The sequence below is a fragment of the Rhizobium sp. Root708 genome (assembly GCF_001429725.1).
Classification (GTDB): domain Bacteria; phylum Pseudomonadota; class Alphaproteobacteria; order Rhizobiales; family Rhizobiaceae; genus Rhizobium.
Genome location: NZ_LMHV01000023.1, coordinates 340,939 through 360,091 on the forward strand (window position 1 = coordinate 340,939; position 19,153 = coordinate 360,091).

Genomic DNA, 19,153 nt, shown 5'->3' on the forward strand with positions numbered 1-19,153 from the left:
ATCACATTCCGTACAGCTATACGCTCGTTTGAGTGCGCATTTTGACGCGAGCTTTCGCCACCACCACAATCATAAATATACATATGGTTGCGGTTGCAACATGGCTAGCCAATACTCGTTTTTGGCAAGCTTGAAGCAAGCCACTCGACCCAGCTTGCGCCCACCTACCGCCATCAACGGGAAATGGAGCGTCATGAAAGTTGGGTCCTACAATTCGATTTATAGTGTGTTTTCAACCGCGAACCTCAGGCCACCGTCGATCGCCGACGAAAAGATGGCCTTGCTTCCGTCTGAACAACCAAAGGTTAAGCCGACCGCGAGTGACGACCAACTCGTTGCAGGCTTTCACGCGCGCATGGCCAGGCAATCCCTCGACTGGGCGGACTCCGATAAGGACGGAAAGGTGACCAAGGATGAGTACATGAACGGCCAGGCGCGCCTCGCCGAACTTAACGACCGCCCAAATGATACGGCCGCGAACGAGGATCGATGGGGGTCCATCGACACGACAGGCAAGGGCTGGGTCGACGAAACCGAACTCGGCGAAGGGCTCGCTAAAATGTTCCCCGTCAGTGTCGGGCACCTCGATCGAGGCTTTGCCGAGCGCCTTCGCAACCCCCGCGCCTAAACCTTCCAGTCACTACTTCAGGAGCACTTTCAATGAGCATTTTTGGCAGCATGAAAACCGCAATATCGGGTATGAACGCCCAGGCAAATCGTCTGAGTGCGGTTGCCGACAACATCGCGAACGTCAACACGGTTGGCTACAAGAGCGCGACAATCGCATTCTCGACGCTTGTCATCCCTGGCTCGTCCGGCAACTATAACTCGGGAGGAGTTCAGAGCACCACGCGATACTCGATTTCCCAGGAAGGCAACTACACATCGACGACCTCGGGCACTGACCTGTCCATCAAGGGAGACGGCTTCTTCATCGTCCAGGGCGACGACGGGTCGACTGTTCTGACCCGCGCGGGCGACTTCCTTCCTGACGACACCGGCAATCTGAAAAACTCGGCTCAATATACCCTGATGGGATACCCCTACACGTCCGGATCTCCGGCCGTCGTGGTCAACGGCTTTGATGGCCTTGTGCCGATCAATATTAAGAACCTTGGCGGCCTTGTCGCTAGGCCGTCGGATTCCGGATCCTTTGAAGGCAATCTGAATTCGAACGCGAAGGTGGCCCCCACGGGAACCGACACGCTTCCGGGCGCGAACGATCCATCCAGCACGACCGCGGACACCAAGAAGATGTCGGTCGTCGGCTACGACAACCTCGGAAACACAGTGATGTACGATCTGTATTTCACAAAGACCTCGGCGGGGGACCCGACCGCCACTCCCCCGGTCGATGCCACATGGGAGGTCGCCGTATTCCGAAACGCCGATGCGGCGGCCGGCTCCAGCCCCTTCCCCTACGCCAACGACGCGGTCGCCGTGCAGACGTTAACCTTCGATAAGAACGGAAAGCAGACGAGCACCGGCGAGGTCACCATCAGCGATCCGATAACGGGGAACACGATCGACATGGATTTCAGCAAAATGGGACAAGTCGCCTCCGACTTCTCGGGAAATGGTCGACTGAATGGACAGGCACCGAGCGCCGTAACGGATATCAAGATCGACAAGGACGGCACGGTCTACGCGATCTATAAATCTGCAGACCCCAAGCCCATCTATCGTATCCCGCTGGCGACGGTCCCAAGCCCGGATCTTCTGACACCGCTGAATGGCAACGTCTACGCGGCGAACGGAGACTCGGGCGTTACAGTAACCGGCTTTCCGCAAACGAACGGCCTTGGTGTCATCAATTCCGGATCTCTCGAAGGCTCCAACGTCGATCTCGCCGATCAGCTCACGACAATGGTCGAGGCTCAGCGAAGCTATACGGCGAACTCCAAGGTATTCCAGACCGGCTCTGACATCCTCGACGTTCTTGTAAACCTCAAGCGATAGCGGTCGCGATGCCGGGCGAAATCGGTATTCCGCCCGGCATCCGCTTCCAAAATTCTTTCCCACAAGAACCCGAAATTAAGCGTCGTTCTGTACCGTCGGCGACGCGTCGATATCCGGTAGTAAAATGCTGACACAACTCATCCTTTCACCAGAAGAACAGGGCGTCTTGCCGACGCTTGGCGGCCTTTCAATCGTACGGAAAAGCGGCCCTAGCGAAAACCGCCTGGCCAAATGGGCCGGCCTTGGGCCAGGGCCTGTGGCTCTCGACGGTGGCCAGTGGATAAACGGCGTCGCACTTTGTCCGGAATTCCAGATTCCCTACCCCAGCCGAATCGCCTCGCTAACCTGGAAATGGGATAACGGCAGGCTCGGCGAATGGCAGCATTTCGCCGAACTCAGACTGATGATCCTGGATCTGGAGGCGAAATCGTGTTGGACCCTCGATGTGACCTCAACGCCTGCGTCCACCATCATCGTGCCCGAGAACTCCCGATTGTCTGCCAACTGCGCTATTGCGCTGCAGTTGAAAGCAGGTGAACGGATCGGCAAGCTGTACAGCCCTCCCTTCGTAAAGTCCGTGGAAGTTGCCGTAAGATATCGGTTCTAGTCGCCAGACAGCACAGCGAAGCGGCGGGTCGGCCTGATTTCGGCTCTATCTTGGACGCTGCGTCCAAATCTCTCCCACTTTCGAGCCTGCGCGGATCCTCCTACCTAACCGCTGTTTCAATCCTCAAGGAGATTCTGCATGGTCAGGACGTGGCTAGTCACTGGGTGTTCGAGCGGCCTGGGACGCGCAATAGCCGAAACGGTATTGGCGCGCGGCGACCGACTGATGGCGACAGCTCGAAGCCTTTCAAGTTTGGAGGACCTTCGCAGTCGATACGGTGACAGCGTACGCCTATTCGAACTTGACGTTACCGCCGCAAAGATTTGCCAAGCCGCCGTGAACGAAGCGGTTCGCATGTTTGGTGGCGTCGATGTTTTGGTGAACAATGCCGGCTTCGCACGGGTCGCTCCTTTCGAGCAGACGACAGCCGAGGACTTCAACGATGAGATCGATGCGAACTTCTTCGGTGTCGTCAACATGTGTCGGGCAACCTTGCCACTCATGCGGAAGCAAGGATCAGGCACGGTATTGAACATCTCTTCGTCGGCCGGCCGTGTCGCGGCAGCGGGAACGGTTGCCTATTGCGCGGCGAAATTCGCGGTCAGTGGCTTCTCGGAAGCGCTAGCCAAGGAGGTCGGACCGTTAGGTGTCAGAGTTGTCTCGGTCGAACCAGGCAGCCTCAGAACGAAATGGACCGCATCTGCGCTGGCAAATCCGCCGAAGCTCTTGCCGGAATATGAGAAAGTGATCGGCCCCAATCTAAGATTTGGTCGGGAAATCGTTGGTCAGGAACCGGGTGACCCTGAAAAGTGCGCGAAGGCCATCTACGATCTCGCGCTGAGTAGCGAATTGCCTCACCATCTGGTTCTCGGGAGTGACGCAGTGAAGCGTATAGAGTCGGGAGAGCGCTCACGCGCGGTAGACGCCGCCAAGTGGTTGGCAGTTAGCGAGTCGATCGGGTTCACGGACTGATCTCGAGCAGCCAAGGTGGCATGTGAAAAGGGCCGTCTCCGGCGGGAAGACGGCCCACTAAGCGGACGCGGCGTCCGCTGTCCTCGGCGACGAGGGAGACCGAGGACAGTCAAGTCGCTTGGGAGGGGAACCACGATCTTGACGCCCAGAAATTACTGCGCGTTTGACCCGGAGGGTAGATATACGTTGGTTTTGGATGGAACTGTTACATTGCTAGTCGCAAACGGATGTTCCCGGCAAGAACCTGACTTCCGAACCAATGGACCGGCGCTACCGCGCGGTTCTCATCGAGACTGTATGCCAAGGCATAGTTAGACGCTTAGCTCTCGAAGGGAGCGTTCATCACGAAATCCGCTGAAGACGGCCCGTCGTAGCCAGCCACATACCGCTGTCCGAAGTCGCGCAGGAAATTGTCGTAGCTCGTCTCTGGAGCGTTTTCGATCATGTGGCAGAAGCAGCTGGTCATCTTCTTCTTCAAGCCCAGTCTTGGGAAGGCGTCGACGATCCCTTTTATCTCGACAGCCGAAATCCGAGAATACTGCAGGCCGACGACATCGAGGCAAATACCGGCCGTACAAAGCGCAACCTCCGGCTCCTTGTAGAGCCCAATCGAGGGCGTCGAATTAAGGGCGACACTATCCCAGATAAGTTGCGCCCGTTGGCCGACCACGCCCGCTTCCAGCGCGAAGCGTCGCGCAATATCCGCCCCTTCGACCTCGAAGCGGCGCGGTCCTTGAAACGAGGGATTCAATGTCACGTCATGCAGAAGGGTGCCGAGAGCGACAACCTCTTCGTCATGATCGATATCCTGAATTTTCGCCAGGCTCGCCGCAAACAGCCACGATCGCATTACGTGATTGAACAGGTATGGCTCGTATATTTTTTCGGCGTATTCCAACGCCTTCCGGACGATTTCAGTATCCGGCACGACAACGCCGGCTAGGGTACGTTTGAGTTCAACAGTCATCACGATCTCCAGGTCTCTGGCCAACTGGAGCTGCATGATTAAATAACTTCGAATTTCTATGTCACTATACGTTGTGAGTACCCGCCTCGCATTCGGAGTGCCCGCATGTTCGCTTTCGTTATTGGTGCGGAGAATTCGGTGGCTTCCGCCAAATCAGACTTCGTCAGTCCATCGTGAAAACGTGGCTGCTTGACCTCGATGTTTCCCATCGGCGTCCATAAGCTGCCAAACAAGGCCATCCTCCATCCAGAACCGAGCGCCCGATTTGCGGACACGAAGGCCACGATAGTTCTCAATGAACCCGTTCGTCCCAACTGCATCCAGCAGCCGCTGCCGTTCTTCTCGATCTGGCGCTTCCGCTGACAGGCGTGAGGGCAACGAGGTAAACTCTTCCCATCCATAGCCAAACAGATCTTGAGCGCTTTGATTGGCGTAAACGAACCGTGGGTCGGGGTCGGTGTTGTGCGCTACCACGATAAAGCGGGCGCTTCGGTAGAGCCACGTCGGGCCTAGCGCTGGATCAACCAGTGGCTTTCCAACCAGCCGTTGGTAGCTCTCGGTCAGAAGTTTGAAATATACGAGATCGGTCGACAGGTCCGGTGTACGGGCGGCCGCTCCAAGGGGGTGCTTCACGTCAATCTCCAACAAAGTCATCGCGGGTCGAAATCACGCGCTTCCAGCGTCAGTCAGTTTCGTCATCCGAGAGAATCTCGGAATCCGCTTGCATGTGAATAGCGGAAACTACGACGACTAGGCAGTCTTCGACTCGCCTAAGGCTTCCTCTACACCGGAGGGCCTTCAAATTGCAGGCTGTACCGTTCAGCCATCCCGAGCGCGCAAACGATCCAGCAACCCGGTCATTCAACTGGAGGAAGAAACTCGGTCAAAGCTGTAGTTGCGGGGGCCGGCTATTCCTCCGCCCGGCAATGAGTCTGGCGCCCTGGCATTGGTCGTATAAACGACACTCATTGCGAGAGCCGTGAAAATCAAAGCAGTCGCCACCGCTCTCTTGGCGTGCGCGTCAAACCAGAATCAGCGAGAAACGCACCGTCGAGATGTCGCATAGTCGGGAGCCGTCGGAATGGTGATACTCCCCTTCGAGGGACGGCCAGACATGCCCGATGCCTCTACGCCGTTTTCCTCCCAACCCCACGCTCCCTGCGAAACGGGAACCCAAAACTCAAACTCCGCGCCGCCCTCTGGACGATTTCGGGCGGATATTCCGCCCCCGTGGGCGATCACTACCGATCGGCAGATCGCGAGCCCCATTCCAAGCCCACCATCTTTGGTGGTGAAGCGATTCTGGAAGATGCGCTGGCAGTCGCCATCCGCAATTCCGGCGCCATTGTCACGGATGGTCAAGGAGACCTTGCCCATTTCGAAACGGGTGTGCACCTCAATGAGAGAAGAACCCTTGCCTTCAGGCTCAAGAGCTTGAACGGCGTTTACGAGCAGATTTGTGACCACCTGTTCAAGCTGGACGCGATCGCCAAAGATAGGCGGCAATCTGGGATCCAGGGCCGTTACGACACTAATCGAGTTAGCTTCGATGTTGTGCTGAATGAGCTGAAGCGTGGTACCGACCACGTCATTAAGATCGAGACTCTCCCGTTCAATCGGATGCCCACTGGCCATGTCGCGGACACATTTCGTGAATTCGCCCGCTCGTCGCGCGCTTTCGGCAAGTCGCTCCGTGACCTTCCTGAGTTTCACGATGTCTGGCTCAGCCTGGCTTAGCAGAATGAGGATCGTTTCGGCATCAACAGCAATAGCTGCCAGCGGTTGAGTGACCTCATGGATAACAGTCGTTGCCAATTCGCCAAGAAACGAGAGGCGCGCCATTCGCAATGATTCAGGCTGGTTCTCGTGCCGCGGCGTTGTGGAGACGCGGCTACCTTGGTTCCTTTGTCGTCTCGTCTCGACGATGTTTGCCCCCGTCAACATAGCCTCGCTCACATCATAACCGGTTATAAGGTGGCTCGCCGTTACGCCGCACGTCGACAAGCTCGATCAACTGGGTGTAGCTTCCGTCTTTTCCGAACGATCCTATAGTTGGCTCGATATTTAGTTCTTGAAGCAATGCTGAGATTTTCTGAGGGACTTTAGGTGGCCGAGCCGCATTCGATGAAGCTTATTTACTCATTTCGGGATTGGGAGATCGACCTCTTTCAGCGCGAACTTCGATTGAAAGGAGTCAAAATCCCATTGGGAAACCGGGCATTTGAGGTGCTCGAGTTGCTTGTCAAAGCTCGGGGCGCGACCATCGACAAGTACGACCTGATGAGCCGGCTTTGGCCGGGAGCAATCGTTGAAGAAAACACCCTGCAGTTTCATATATCCGCTCTCCGCAAGGCTTTGAGAGACGATCGAGATCTTCTGCGGACAGCGTTCGGAAAGGGCTACCGCCTATTGGGTCAATGGGAGTCCGCTCAGGATCGGGAACGAGATATCGCGAACCCGGTGTCGCCCGATGGCAACGTTCAAACGCGGTATTCGAGCAATCTCCCGGCTTCCGTATCGGATTTGATCGGCCGTGGGGCCGCGTTGAGCAAGATATGCAGTTTGCTCGCGACATCTCGCATAACGACCCTCTGCGGTCCTGGAGGGATTGGCAAAACCAGCCTTGCTCTCGAAGCTGCTCGCGAATTTTCCGGAGATTTCGAAGGCGATACGGCTCTTGTCGAACTCGCATCCGTATCAGACCCTGAACTTGTCGCCTCGGCCGTTGCGACCGGCCTCGACTTGCGGTTGGGAGGTTACCAGATCACGCCCGTGTCCATCGCACAGGCAATCCAGACAAGACGCGTTCTTTTGTTGCTCGACAATTGCGAGCATCTCATAGACGCAGCCGCTCAACTTGCCGAAACGCTCATGCGCCTGTGCCCCGGCGTGTCTATTTTAGCGACCAGTCGTGAACCTTTACGCATTCCTGGCGAGAAGGTTTTCCAGGTGCCGCCGTTGGATGTGCCAACACCTGACGACGGCACCACGGACTTTCTCGACCACAGCGCCGTTAAGCTCTTCATCGCTCGTAGTGGCGAACAGATGGCATCTTCGCTACAGAGCGAAACCCTTCCAACCATTGCAACAATCTGCCAACGTCTCGATGGAATTCCGCTCGCAATCGAATTTGCAGCGGCTCGAGCAGAGACACTCGGTGTCCTCCACGTTGCCGAAAGACTACACGATCGTTTTACCCTTCTCGCCGGAACACGTCGCACAGCGTTGCCTCGTCATCAAACGCTCCGGGCGACACTGGACTGGAGCTATGAGCTTCTGCCGGAAAACGAGCAGCACCTCTTTCGTCATCTGGCAATTTTCCCTGGTGGTTTCACTGTCGCGGCTGCCAGAGCGATGGCTGGTGACCACGACGGCGGCTTCCTGGAAGAACGCATCTCGAGCCTCGTCTGGAAATCCTTGGTCACACTGGTTCACTCGGCTGATGAACCGCGCTGGCGTCTCCTCGAGACAACTCGCGCCTACGGCCTCGAAAAACTCGCAAAAAACCAAGAACGGAACGCAGCCGCGCGTCAACGGGCCAAATTTCTCTGCGATCTTTTCGCAATTTTTGAAGATGTCCCTGTCGTAACGATGCGTGATCTTCCCCGCTTCATTCCGGAACTCGACAACGTTCGCGCCGCACTCGATTGGGCCTTCTCCGAGCAGGGTGACAAAGCCATGGGGGTTGCCCTTGCTGCAGCCTATGCGCCGGTGTGGCTGCATCTGGCGCTCGTTACAGAATGTCGAGACCGCCTCAGACAGGCTCAACAAAGCATTGGCGTGGCGCCGGAATTGCCGCCCAAGCTGAAAACTCAACTGCTCACCATTCTTGGATTGGCCGAGAACTATACCGGCGTGGCTGACGAGACCACCAGATCCGGCTTGATGAGTGCACTCGAGATCGCCGAGAATTGCGGCGATGCCGAGAGAGAATTGCAGGCACTCTATGCAAGCTGGTCACACGACTTCATTAGGGGCAAGATTAGCGCCTCGATAGGCTTTGCCGAGCGCATCTCCTTGGTCGCGACCGGAGTGATGCGGCCGACGAAAAGCTCTCACAGCGGCTCCTGGGAAGTTCCTATCACTATTTCGGTGATCAAAATCAGGCATTGACCAGTTTCGAGGCGGCGCTCAACGGCGAGATCGGCGCAGAAGAACTCCGAGCCGCTTTTTGGTTTCATCTTGGCGGTCAGTCCTTTCCGAAGGCCCGATTGGCGCGCACTCTCTGGCTGCGCGGATTTGTGCAACGAGGCCTCCAGTCCGCCATGGCAACTTTGGAAGAAGCCCAAGCAAGAAATCATAAGTTTTCGATGTGTCTGGCGCTGACGGAGGCCGTGTGTCCGCTTCACCTGATGGCTGGAAATTTGAGTGAGGCCAGTCGATGTATCGCGATGCTCGACGAGCTCGCGGAGGGATCGATCTTTGGTGGCTTCGCCCACTATCTTCGCGGCTCTCTCCTCGTCAAAAGCGGCAATCATGCCGAGGGTCTGAGAGTGCTACGGGCCGCGCGCGACCATTCCGGCAGGTTGACCGGCAAAGAGGGTCGCACGAGTATCATCATCGACTTTACCACCCCTCAGGGATCGGGATTCCTCCTGAATTTCGCGGAAGCCCTTGTTGGCATCGGAGACGTAGCTGCCGCGATAGCGCTGATCGATACCGAGATATCGCAAGCTCGTCTCGAGGGTCTCCTGTGGCATGTGCCGGAGCTCCTGCGCTTGAAGGGAGAAGTGCTCGCCGGTCAGAAACACGACACAGCAGCGTTGGACGCTGAACAGTGCTTGCTGGAAGCGATCGAAATTTCGAAACAACAGGGCGCGCTGTACTGGCAGCTGCGAGCCGCAACAACTCTTCTCCGTTTACAGGTCAAACCTAACAAGGGCAAAGATGCTCGAGCACTGCTTGCGGCGGTGTGCGAGGATTACGCAGGCGAGCCAACGTTTCTGGATCTCGAAACCGCGCGGGCGCTCTTGAATGGTTCGCCAAGAACGACGACACGCTAGTAATGCTCGTCGTTCTCAGCTTTCGATAGAGAGGGCTCTCTGACAACCCTGATGCTGTTCGAGCATTGATGCGCCGTTATTCACGCATATAAGACACAAGCTCGGGGTACGAGAGCAACGGCGATTCGATGAATGAAAAGGCTCCCTCCTCTTTCACCTGTCGCGCAGCCGACGCGAGGCCTGCCATCGCCGCGAGATAGAATGCAGGTCCAAGGCTGATCCGACGAACTCCGGCCTGCTCTAACTCCGGCACCGAGAAAGACAAGCCTGGCAAGGCAGCCATGAAATTGAAGGGTTTCGTAATCTCGGAGCAGACCCGCCTCACTGATTCGAGATCAGGCAGCGCGGGTGCCATCAATACGTCAGCGCCGGCCTTCTCGTATGCTTGCAGGCGCTGGATCACATCATCAAGATCGGTGTTGCCATGAAAAAAGCCGTCGGCACGCGCGGTTACCATGAAGGGGTATCCGAGGCTTCGGGTTGCCTCAACAGCGGCAGCGACACGTTCGCTCGCCTCACTTATATCGAACATGGCATCGTCCGATCGGGAGCGAACATCCTCGATCGACGCGCCAACGAGGCCCGCTGCTGCCGCTTGCCTGTAGATGTCTTCAACCTCCTTCGGTGTCGCGCCAAAACCGTTGCCGAGGTCCATGGAGACAGGAAGTTCCGTCGCGTTTACGATCGCGTGTGCATGCACCATCAGTTCATCGCAGCTTGCGGCATGGTCACGCCGCCCGTAGACGCCGGCGGAAGCCCAGCTTGAAGTCGCGAGCGCCGGAAAACCAACCCCCGTCAGCAAGCGGGCTGAGCCGGCGTCCCATGCATTGGCGATAATGAAGGGATGCGCTCCCTGATGAAGTGCTTGAAAGGCCTTACCCTTGTCAGCTTGGGTCACGGGCATGGTGTCCTCCTCGATTTTTCGGTTGCTACGAGCCAGAATTCCCTCCGCTGATTGCATTTACAAGCCACTCGTGGACGGTAGGAGCTGCATCCTCATATTTTTTTGGTCAGTCGTCATTTCGACGAAGGTAGCGCAATGGGCCGGTAAAGCTGCCGCTATATTGGCCATCCCACGTTGATCATGCCAGGCGGTTTCGAAAGGCGCGGCGATGCTGCAGGCCATTCACTTCGTTGGACCACGTCGAGGCGGGAAATCGTGCACCATGGGAACGATACTCAAACGCGCTACAAGTTGGAGCGTAAAGTAGCGAGATCTAGAGCCTTTCGAGCGCTGGCGACAGCTCCTTCCACACGGACGCGCCGTAGCGCAAACATAGGTTAAGCGCTTTGCTACGCGGCGTCGTTTGCATGATGTCAACATCTGGCCGCCTTTGAGATGATAAGCCAAATGTATCTGAAGCACGCTCGACAATCCGCCGGCGCCTTTAATCCTTCTTCCATGAGGCACTTGGCAGACACGACCATGCCTTATGGGCGTTATGGTTTACCGACGCCTAGAGGTTCTGTCCGATACCACTTGCCTTGACTTCGCGAACTAGGCCAGGGCTGACGACAGCGCCCTGTCAGCTTGATCAAGACGCACAGGAACCAAAGAGCCTGTCGGCCGTCATGCGGATGATCGCCTCCATCACTTCATCGCAATGATTTGCTCCCGTAGGACTTACGGAGCGGAGAACTTCACTGTCACGCCGCGTTGCCGGAAGTAGGCCTGCAATAGTTTACGACCTGAACGATTGTTCTGCACGAGCATGGCCGGATCGAACGTAGCCTCTTTCACGCCGGCCCGCGCCAGCGCCGCCTTGAGAGCCGCGATATGGGCGTCGATATCGGCATTGTCCGCACGAAGCGATTCATAAATGCGGTTCGTTGCATCTGCTACGGTCGGTTCGCTCACCACTACACTCCGGTTGTTGTCTGTCTGGCATTTTCTGAAATGGACCGTATCGTAGCGAAAAATGCCCACGTCAATAGGCCGACGAAGGAGTGCAACTTGGCGCCCACTCTGTGAACGGCCCGAGCGGGTTTATGCCGCAACGCGCTTGGCAAGCCATCTCAGGCTCTCTTGACTATGTTGTAATCGCTCGACGGATTGCCTCTGCAGTGAATAACCTCGCCTACCGCGCCTCCATTCAATGGTTAGCATTGCGCCATCAAAGTTCGAGATAAAACAGCGCACAGTGTGTCCGATTGCTTGCACGGCTCAGGCAGCCCTACTCATATCGCCAACCCCACGTCTCAGATAACGCGCTCAGTGCGCCAGCGTTGCTTGCCTGCGATCACGCTTCGGTTTATGACTGCGCCTAGACACTAAACCATAGGAGCAGTTTGTGGCGAATGGCACTGTAAAGTTTTTCAATCAGGACAAGGGCTTCGGCTTCATCACGCCGGACAATGGCGGCCCAGACGTCTTCGTGCATATCTCTGCAGTCCAGGGCGGATCGCTGCGCGACGGCGAGAATGTCAGCTACGACCTGGGTCAGGATCGCAAGACTGGAAAGTCCAAGGCCGAGAACGTTCGTCCGGCCTGATAGGGATCGACGTAAAAAGTCGGTGTGAAATCACACCGACTTTTCGTTCGTTTTCTACCCTGCCAATGGCGGTACGATCCTATTCCTTGTTGGCGATAGCGCGCTGATATCCAGCGACGCTTTCTACCGGATCAATGGCGGTTGGTATTCCCCGGCACGACCTAGTGATGAGTCGTGAACTGGAGGCAAACGGGCCGAATCGTCTGCCTCATCCCACCGGCATTTACGTCTGTCGGTGTCTTACGGACTTCTTCCCCCGCATGGGGCTTTTGCGTGTGCTGTGCTTTTGATCTTTATGTCTGTTGGAAGGAACCGAGTTCATTCCAATGCGCGTTAACGCGACCTGCGATCATTTTTGATGCCCATATGTATTCAAAAGACGTGATCCGTCGGTGGCTTAGCCATCGCGCGCAATGGCGATGAGAACGCTGATCGTCGCCGGCAGGACGTCCGACTTTCCGCCAGGTTATCTCCCGTGCACGCTTTCCGTTGAGCCTGCAACTGATGGGGAGATTCCAACGCCGGCATGCCCCCACTGACATCATTCGTGCTGACCCTAGTTGAACGCGCTCACTCCCGTTGCGCCAAGGTTGTTGCTGTCCAGCTTCTGTGCGGCGAGGACAACCTCCAGCCGATTTCGCGCATCCAGTTTCTGCATCAAGACGGTCATGTAGTGCTTTACAGTTTTCTCGCTGATATCGAGCGAGGCGGCGATTTCGCGGTTGGTGCTGCCACGCATCAGGTAGGCGACGATCTGCTCCTCGCGGGCGCTCAACCGTGCAGAGGTTTGCGCTTTGCGGCGCAGTGAGTCCGTTTTCATCGACATGATGACCTTGGTGGCGAAGCCGGGCGTCATGAAGGTGTTGCCCGCGTGAACCGTCTTGATGGCCTCGTGAAGATCGGAGGCAGTGCTGCCCTTCAAGACATAACCGGAAACCCCAAGGCCCAACACCTGGATGGCCGTCTCGATACTCGAGCTTGCGGTGAATACGATGATGCGCGTGCGCTGATAGCGTTGAGCAATGATCTCAATCACCGCAAGCGGATCGCCCGGCATGCTCAGATCGAGGACGATGACGTCAGGACAGAGCTCGTCGACAAGCTGCAACGCGTCAACGGCGTTTTCGCCGCGACCAACGATGGAAAGATCCGCTCGATTTGAGTAAAGACTGACCAATCCCTCAAGTAATATTGGATGATCATCAACGAACGCCACGGAAATTACCAAGTCTCCCTCCCATTCATTATCTTCGACAGTAACATATCTCATCTTTACTATCTTAGTAAGATAATACTTATGGGTAGCGCCGTAGTAGAATCACAAATACACCTATTGGGTCGTACAGCTACTCTATTCCTCCCTGAATGCCTTCATCATCTGGTCGGTAAATGGCTTGAGGATGTACGACATTGCGGTACGCTCGGCGGTCTGAACGAAAACTTCGACGGGCATTCCCGGCAGGAGCTTGTTTTCCTTGAGCATGTGCGCATCGTCGAGGGTCAAGGTCGCGAGATAGTAGGGCTGGCCGGTCGTTCGGTCGAGGGTCGTTGCGGCGGCGATGACGTCGACGGCGCCGTGGAGCTCCGGCGTCGTGCGCTGATTGAACGCGACGAAGCGCATCCGTGCAGCCTGCCCGGTGGTAACACGATCGATATCGACGGGGGGAATGCGAACCTCAATCGTGAGGTCGCCGCCATCAGGAACGACCGACATGACGGTGGCGCCGGGAGCAATGATGCCGCCGATCGTGTGGATCTGCAGGTCGTAGACAAAGCCGTCGACGGGCGCACGGACTTCCATCCTGCTCATTCTGTCGCGCGCGGCGACTTCGCGCTCGCGCAGTTCGGCAATCCTGGCCGAGAGGACGACGATCTCGGTCTGTGTTTCCTTCCTCGTGGTCTGATCGATGGAGATCAGCTTCATGTTGAGCTCGCTGATCTGTCCGGCGGCCTCGGCGATCTTGGCGACCAATTCGCCGCGGCTGCCTTCTATGCGGGCGCGCTGGCGCAGCAGATCGCGTTTCTGGGAGATCGGCACGAGCTTGTTCTGCAAAAGCTTTTCCATCTTGACGAGTTCCTGCTCGACGATCTCCGCCTCGCTCTCGTTCGACCGATTCTGAGCCTCGAAGCCATGCACCTGCTGCTCGAGCTGACCGATCTGCAGCCGAAGCTGCTCCTTCTGGTTGGCGGTCATCCGGCGATTTTCCTCGAACAACTTATTCTCCCCGGCAATGACGGCGGGGGCGAGCACGAGCGTTTCAAAAGCGATACCGTCGGCACCATCTCGCTCTGCGATCAGTCGGGCGTGCGTGGCGACGAGTTGCTGTATCTGTGCCTGGACGATCGACAGCTCGACGCGTGTCTGGGTGTCGTCGAGCACCAGGAGGACGGCGCCCTTCTTGACCTGGTCGCCATTGTCGACCCGGATCTCGGCGACGATTCCGCCGTCGCGATGCTGGATGGTCTTGACCTGCTCAGAGACGACCACCTGGCCATGAGTGACGACGGCACCCGACAGCTTGGCCTGCGCCGCCCATCCGCCGACGCCGAAGACCAGCGTACCAGCCAGCAGTGCCGAGACGATCACCCGTGAAGAGATCCCGAACTGGGCATTGCGCTTCGTCTTTTCCTTGGTTGTTGCTGTCGTCGTCATCTTGGTTCCTCCCGAAATCGTTGATCGAAGCAGGGCAAATTGTCAGCCTTGGTTCACCGCATGCTGCGTGCCACCATCCAGTGCGGCGAGAATGAAGTCCTGTTGCGTCAGTTCGTGATGACCGCGCAGCAGGATCTGGATGTCGTCGTCGTGGTCGAGATCGACGATTGTGCGTACGACCGTTCGCGTGTCGTCGCCCAATGCTTCGTAGAAGAAGCTCACGCGGCCGATCTGCGGCGACGCGCCGTCGAGTTCTAGGCCAGCAAACATCAGCGTCCCCGCCTGCCCCGCGAAGGCTGACAAATCCAGGCGATCCCCAACCTGGAAGTCCATTATCTCGTCCCACCCGCTACCGTCGTTACGTGCCGCGGCGACGGAGTTGAAGACGAAGACATCATCGCCGTCGTTGCCGGTCAGAACGTTGACGGAGATCGATGCCACGAGCACATCGTCGCCACTGCCGCCAATCGCATTCTCGATGCTTTTCAGAACATCGTTGCCGATATCCGAACCGGAGGCGGTGCCAAGTTCGAGGTCGATCACGACCCCGGCGATGGTAGTTGATGCATCATAGACATCGTTGCCGCTGCCGCCATCGATCTCGTCATGCCCGTCCGTGTCGCCGTCCATGTGGGCGATGACGAGGAAAACATCGTTACCGTTGCTGCCATAGAGGCGGTCGTTGCCGTCGCCGCCAACCAGATGGTCGTCGCCGCTGCGTCCATCGAGCCGGTCGTCGCCAGCTCCGCCATAGAGGATGTCGTCGCCGCTGCCGCCGGAGAAGCGATCGCTGCCGCGGCCGCCGTGGATGGTCTCGAACCCGAGGATGGTATCGCGGCCAATCTCCTCGCTCTCCGCATAGCCGGTCTCGATATCGGCAATAACCGCCTTGACGAGTGCCGACAGGTCCAGCGTGTCGCAGCCGTCACCGCCATCATAGATGTCGTTGCCGTCATCGACGTCTACGTTGCCGGTCACTGCGACGACGACGGTATCATCGCCGTCGTTGCCCCGGACGGTGTCGTCGCCACCGCCGCCGCTCAGTCGATCGTTGCCGGCTCCCCCCTCGAGCTTGTTGTCGCCGTCGTCCCCGACAATCGTGTCGTCAAAAGCGCTACCCTCGACGCATTCGATTTCCGCAAGGCTGTCTGTCCCGATCGCCGCACCGGTTGCTGTCCCGGTAGCAAGATCCATCACCACGCCGCTTGCGGCGGCGCTGGCATCGTAGGTGTCGTTGCCTTCACCGCCGACATAGGTGTCGTCGCCATCGCCCGGCACGGTTCCGGCCGCCACCGCGGTCTGTCGTGTATCCTCCTCGACTAGGCCGGCACGGAACCGATCATCCCCTGCCCCACCAAGCGCGACATCCTTGCCGGCGCCACCGGCGAGATCGTCATTGCCATCGCCGCCATCGAGCAGATCATCGCCCGCTTCGCCGAGCAGGGTATCACTGCCCTCCTCGCCGAAGAGGCGATCATTACCGGCGCCACCGTAAAGGCGGTCGTTACCCGCCTCGCCCATCAGGCTGTCGTTGCCGTCCTCACCATGAAGCTCGTCATTGCCGACACCACCGAAAAGAACGTCGCTGCCTGAGCCCCCGAACAGTCGGTCGTTGCCGCCCTCCCCGTGGATAAGGTCGTCGCCATCACCGCCAAAGACCGTGTCGTCACCATCACCGGCGAAGATGATGTCGCGGCCCTCGCGACCATAGACGAAGTCGTCACCACCCTTGGCATAGACCAGATCGTCTTCGGGCGTGCCGAGCAACCGGTCATCCGCCTCGCTGCCGCCGATCTCATGTGGTGGCGCCTTCAGGAGCGACATCACGGATTGGGTGACAATGTTGCCCTTTCCATCGGAGACCTGGTACGTGAAGGTGACATTGCCGCCAAAGCCGCGCTCCGGCGTATAGAGCCAGATCCCGTCACCATAGGCCGTGATCGCACCGCTCGAGACGACCAGATTGCGCACATCCAGCTTATCGCCATCGGTATCACTGGTCTTAGCGAGCAGATCGTCGAGAAAGATCAGCGTCGACAGGTTGACCATGCCGCTGGCAAGGATGTTGCGCCCGAGCGAGACCGGCAAGCGGTTTGCACGTTCCGTGGGATCCTCGTCGTCATCCCCACGTGCATTGCCACCGCCATCGGCCGGCTGGCCGGTCGGCTGGCGTCCCGGGCGCGCAACGGCGGATGGGGGAAAACGGAAGCTCTCGCCGCTGATATTGATGCGGCCTTCGTTATCGTTGGCATTGAAAGACCGAAGCACGGTGTCGGCGAGGTTGGGCGAGCGAGCGAGCAGCGCGTCCTCGAAGCTGAGGCGTACGGAGGCAACGTGACGGCTGCGTGCAATGTTTGCCGTGCTCGCCATCAGCTCATCGGTCATCTCGCGCAGAAACGCGGCGACATCCTCGATAGCTGCAAGATTGGCGTTTGCACCTACGCTCCGCGGCCCCGCATCACCTGTGTTGCGTGGTGGTGTCGCCGGGGCCGCGTCTTCCTGCTCGCTGCTGCCGAGTATGACGCCAAGCGCCCCGAACAGTAGCGGCAGCGAATAGAGCCGACGATCAGCGCCCCTGGATGGGCCCTTGCCGTTGCTGTTGCCGAGGTCATCGTCCTCCGAGAGACGGAAGCGGTTGGCCGGTGCCACACTGGCCTGGCCATCGTCCGGTAGTCCCAGGATCAATTTGTCGCTCATGACGCACTCCTTGCTCTCTGGTTCGACGCCTATTCGGCGGCAAGCGACTTCGCGCTGCGGTCGGCTGCAGCTGTCTTCTCCACGACCAGCGGGCGAATTTTGGTGGGCTGGATGATGTCGTCCTTCGGACCGAAGGCGGCAAGCCGCCCGTTCTGGACGAGACCGACCATGTCGACGGCGTTAAGAGCGCTTGGCCGATGAGCGACAATGACAACGATGCCGCCGCGCTCGCGCACCTTGGAGATCGCCTTGCTCAGCGCCTCTTCACCCTCGGCATCGAGATTGGAGTTCGGCTCGTCGAGCACCACCAGGAAGGGGTCGCCGTACAAGGCACGTGCCAGTCCGATGCGCTGGCGCTGGCCGGCCGACAGCGCTGTCCCATGCGGGCCGAGCTCGGTCTGGTAGCCGTCGCGCAGATGCACGATCAACTCGTGAATGTCGGCGGCCTTGGCGGCATGGATGATCTTGCGGGCATCCGGTGTCTCGGCAAAGCGCGAGATATTCTCGGCGATCGTGCCCTCCATCAGCGCCACATCCTGCGGCAGGTAGCCGACGTGTTCGCTGAAAAAGGCCTCGTTCCACTGGCTGAGATCGGCCCCATCCACCCTGACGGAGCCACGCAGCACCGGCCAGATACCGAGGATCGAGCGCGCCAGCGTCGTCTTGCCGCCGCCCGACGGGCCGATGAGCCCTAGCGCCTGGCCGGCCTTCAGCGTGAAGCTGACGTCGCTTAGAAGGACCGCGCCGCTGGTCGGCGCAACGGTAGTGATGGCATCAACCGTCAGGCTGTCGTGCGGGGCCGGCAGCTCGACATGACCGCTCTTGTCGTTCAGCACCGCAAGCGTCTCGGTCAGCCGATGATGGCTGCGTCTGGCGCTGACAACGCCCTTCCACTGGGCGATCGCCAGGTCGACCGGCGCAAGCGCACGCGCGGTGACGATCGACGACGCGATGATCGAGCCTGACGACAGGTCGCCGCGGATGGCGAGATAGGCGCCGAGCCCGAGGATCGCCGATTGCAGCATCATGCGCAACACCTTCGACAGCCCAGATAGAGTACCGCCGATGTCGGAGGTCCGCGTCTGACAGTCGAGGTGACGCCGGTTGGCCGTCTCGAAGCGGTCGACGGCGCGGCCGGTGATGCCCATGGCATGCATGATGTCGCTGTTGCGGGCGTTGGAATCGGCCACCGAGTTTCGGGCAATCGTCGCCTTGAGCATCGATTGCGAATGGCGCCGCGTCAGGAGTTCCGCAGCGATCGTCAGGAAGGTAAGCACCACGGCGCCACCGACGGTCAACATCCCCAGCATCGGATGCAGCAGCCAGACGAACACTAAATAGATCGGCATCCAGGGCAGGTCGAACAACGCCACCGGCCCCTGGCTGGAAAGAAAGCCGCGCAGCGTATCGACGTCGCGGCCGCGCTCCATCGCTTCGGAGGTCGAGTAGCCGAAGCGCGGCATCTCGATCACGACCTTGTGGGCGATCGGCGCGAGTTCCGCATCAAGACGCGCGCCGAGCCGGATGAGGATCTGCGAGCGGATGATGTCGAAGACGCCCTGGAACAGATACAGGCTGATCGCCAGCACCGACAACGCCACCAGTGTCGAGATCGAGCCGCTGGTCAGCGCCCGGTCGTAGATCTGCAGCATGTAGAAGGCGCCGGTCAGCGCCAGGATATTGATGATACCCGAAAGCCCGAAGAGATAGACAAGGATGCCGCGCAGTCCTTCGATTTTGTATTGCGGCTCGATCTTCTTCTTGGTCATGGCATGCCCCTCTGCTTTGAACCACCATCCCGGC

General features: G+C 58.4%; 16 protein-coding genes. 7 read left to right on the forward strand and 9 right to left on the reverse strand.

The features are described from left to right. Nucleotides 1-193 precede the first annotated feature (193 nt). From ASE04_RS16025 to ASE04_RS16040, 4 genes are all read left to right on the forward strand, one after another. The gene (locus tag ASE04_RS16025; RefSeq protein ID WP_056818934.1) at nt 194-628 is read left to right on the forward strand and encodes a hypothetical protein; all 435 of its coding nucleotides are present in this window, start codon (nt 194-196) and stop codon (nt 626-628) included. A gap of 32 nt (nt 629-660) precedes the next feature. Next, the gene (locus ASE04_RS16030) at nt 661-1,959 is read left to right on the forward strand and encodes a flagellar hook protein FlgE (protein WP_056818936.1); all 1,299 of its coding nucleotides are present in this window, start codon (nt 661-663) and stop codon (nt 1,957-1,959) included. 166 nt (nt 1,960-2,125) lie between these two features. After that, on the forward strand, nt 2,126-2,566 hold the full coding sequence (locus ASE04_RS16035; protein ID WP_162260532.1) for a hypothetical protein: 441 nt from the start codon (nt 2,126-2,128) through the stop codon (nt 2,564-2,566). A gap of 138 nt (nt 2,567-2,704) precedes the next feature. Next, on the forward strand, nt 2,705-3,538 hold the full coding sequence (locus ASE04_RS16040; protein ID WP_056818941.1) for an SDR family oxidoreductase: 834 nt from the start codon (nt 2,705-2,707) through the stop codon (nt 3,536-3,538). Nucleotides 3,539-3,857: 319 nt separating this feature from the next. Here ASE04_RS16040 and ASE04_RS16045 read toward each other — a convergent pair whose 3' ends face one another. From ASE04_RS16045 to ASE04_RS16055, 3 genes are all read right to left on the reverse strand, one after another. Beyond that, nucleotides 3,858-4,505, reverse strand: a complete 648-nt coding sequence (locus tag ASE04_RS16045) for an HD domain-containing protein (RefSeq protein ID WP_056819134.1) — start codon at nt 4,503-4,505, stop codon at nt 3,858-3,860. 153 nt (nt 4,506-4,658) lie between these two features. Beyond that, nucleotides 4,659-5,138, reverse strand: a complete 480-nt coding sequence (locus tag ASE04_RS16050) for an MEKHLA domain-containing protein (RefSeq protein ID WP_244490426.1) — start codon at nt 5,136-5,138, stop codon at nt 4,659-4,661. A gap of 399 nt (nt 5,139-5,537) precedes the next feature. Then, nucleotides 5,538-6,347: a sensor histidine kinase gene (locus ASE04_RS16055; protein WP_056818944.1), complete on the reverse strand. Its 810-nt coding sequence runs from the start codon at nt 6,345-6,347 to the stop codon at nt 5,538-5,540. A gap of 264 nt (nt 6,348-6,611) precedes the next feature. Between ASE04_RS16055 and ASE04_RS16060 the strand changes: the two genes are divergently transcribed. Together ASE04_RS16060 and ASE04_RS16065 are read left to right on the forward strand one after the other, a co-directional pair. Continuing rightward, nucleotides 6,612-8,618, forward strand: a complete 2,007-nt coding sequence (locus ASE04_RS16060; protein WP_056818946.1) for an ATP-binding protein — start codon at nt 6,612-6,614, stop codon at nt 8,616-8,618. Then, a complete protein-coding gene (locus ASE04_RS16065) occupies nt 8,615-9,508 on the forward strand; it encodes a hypothetical protein (RefSeq protein WP_056818948.1) in 894 nt (297 codons plus the stop codon). Before ASE04_RS16060 ends, ASE04_RS16065 begins: the two co-directional genes overlap by 4 nt. Nucleotides 9,509-9,584: 76 nt before the next feature. Here the strand turns inward: ASE04_RS16065 and ASE04_RS16070 are convergent, their stop codons facing one another. Then, nucleotides 9,585-10,412: an isocitrate lyase/PEP mutase family protein gene (locus ASE04_RS16070; protein ID WP_056818950.1), complete on the reverse strand. Its 828-nt coding sequence runs from the start codon at nt 10,410-10,412 to the stop codon at nt 9,585-9,587. Nucleotides 10,413-11,132: 720 nt separating this feature from the next. Next, the gene (locus ASE04_RS16075; RefSeq protein WP_082597370.1) at nt 11,133-11,369 is read right to left on the reverse strand and encodes a hypothetical protein; all 237 of its coding nucleotides are present in this window, start codon (nt 11,367-11,369) and stop codon (nt 11,133-11,135) included. A 430-nt stretch (nt 11,370-11,799) separates the two neighbouring features. On the opposite strand from ASE04_RS16075, the gene ASE04_RS16080 reads away from it, so the two are divergent. Further along, entirely contained in the window at nt 11,800-12,000 is a 201-nt protein-coding gene (locus ASE04_RS16080; RefSeq protein ID WP_056818954.1) for a cold-shock protein, read from the forward strand. Nucleotides 12,001-12,556: 556 nt separating this feature from the next. Here the strand turns inward: ASE04_RS16080 and ASE04_RS16085 are convergent. The 4 genes from ASE04_RS16085 to ASE04_RS16100 form a co-directional block, all read right to left on the reverse strand. Then, nucleotides 12,557-13,228, reverse strand: coding sequence for a response regulator (locus tag ASE04_RS16085; protein ID WP_056818956.1), 672 nt, complete (start codon nt 13,226-13,228; stop codon nt 12,557-12,559). Between the two features lie 123 nt (nt 13,229-13,351). Continuing rightward, the gene (locus ASE04_RS16090; protein ID WP_056818958.1) at nt 13,352-14,653 is read right to left on the reverse strand and encodes an HlyD family type I secretion periplasmic adaptor subunit; all 1,302 of its coding nucleotides are present in this window, start codon (nt 14,651-14,653) and stop codon (nt 13,352-13,354) included. Nucleotides 14,654-14,695: 42 nt separating this feature from the next. Next, complete coding sequence (locus tag ASE04_RS31920; protein ID WP_056818962.1) at nt 14,696-17,350, reverse strand: calcium-binding protein; 2,655 nt, start codon at nt 17,348-17,350, stop codon at nt 14,696-14,698. Nucleotides 17,351-17,379: 29 nt separating this feature from the next. Beyond that, nucleotides 17,380-19,119 carry a type I secretion system permease/ATPase gene (locus tag ASE04_RS16100; protein ID WP_056818963.1) on the reverse strand — a complete coding sequence of 580 codons (1,740 nt, stop codon included), beginning with the start codon at nt 19,117-19,119 and terminating at the stop codon, nt 17,380-17,382. Between the last annotated feature and the right edge of the window lie 34 nt (nt 19,120-19,153).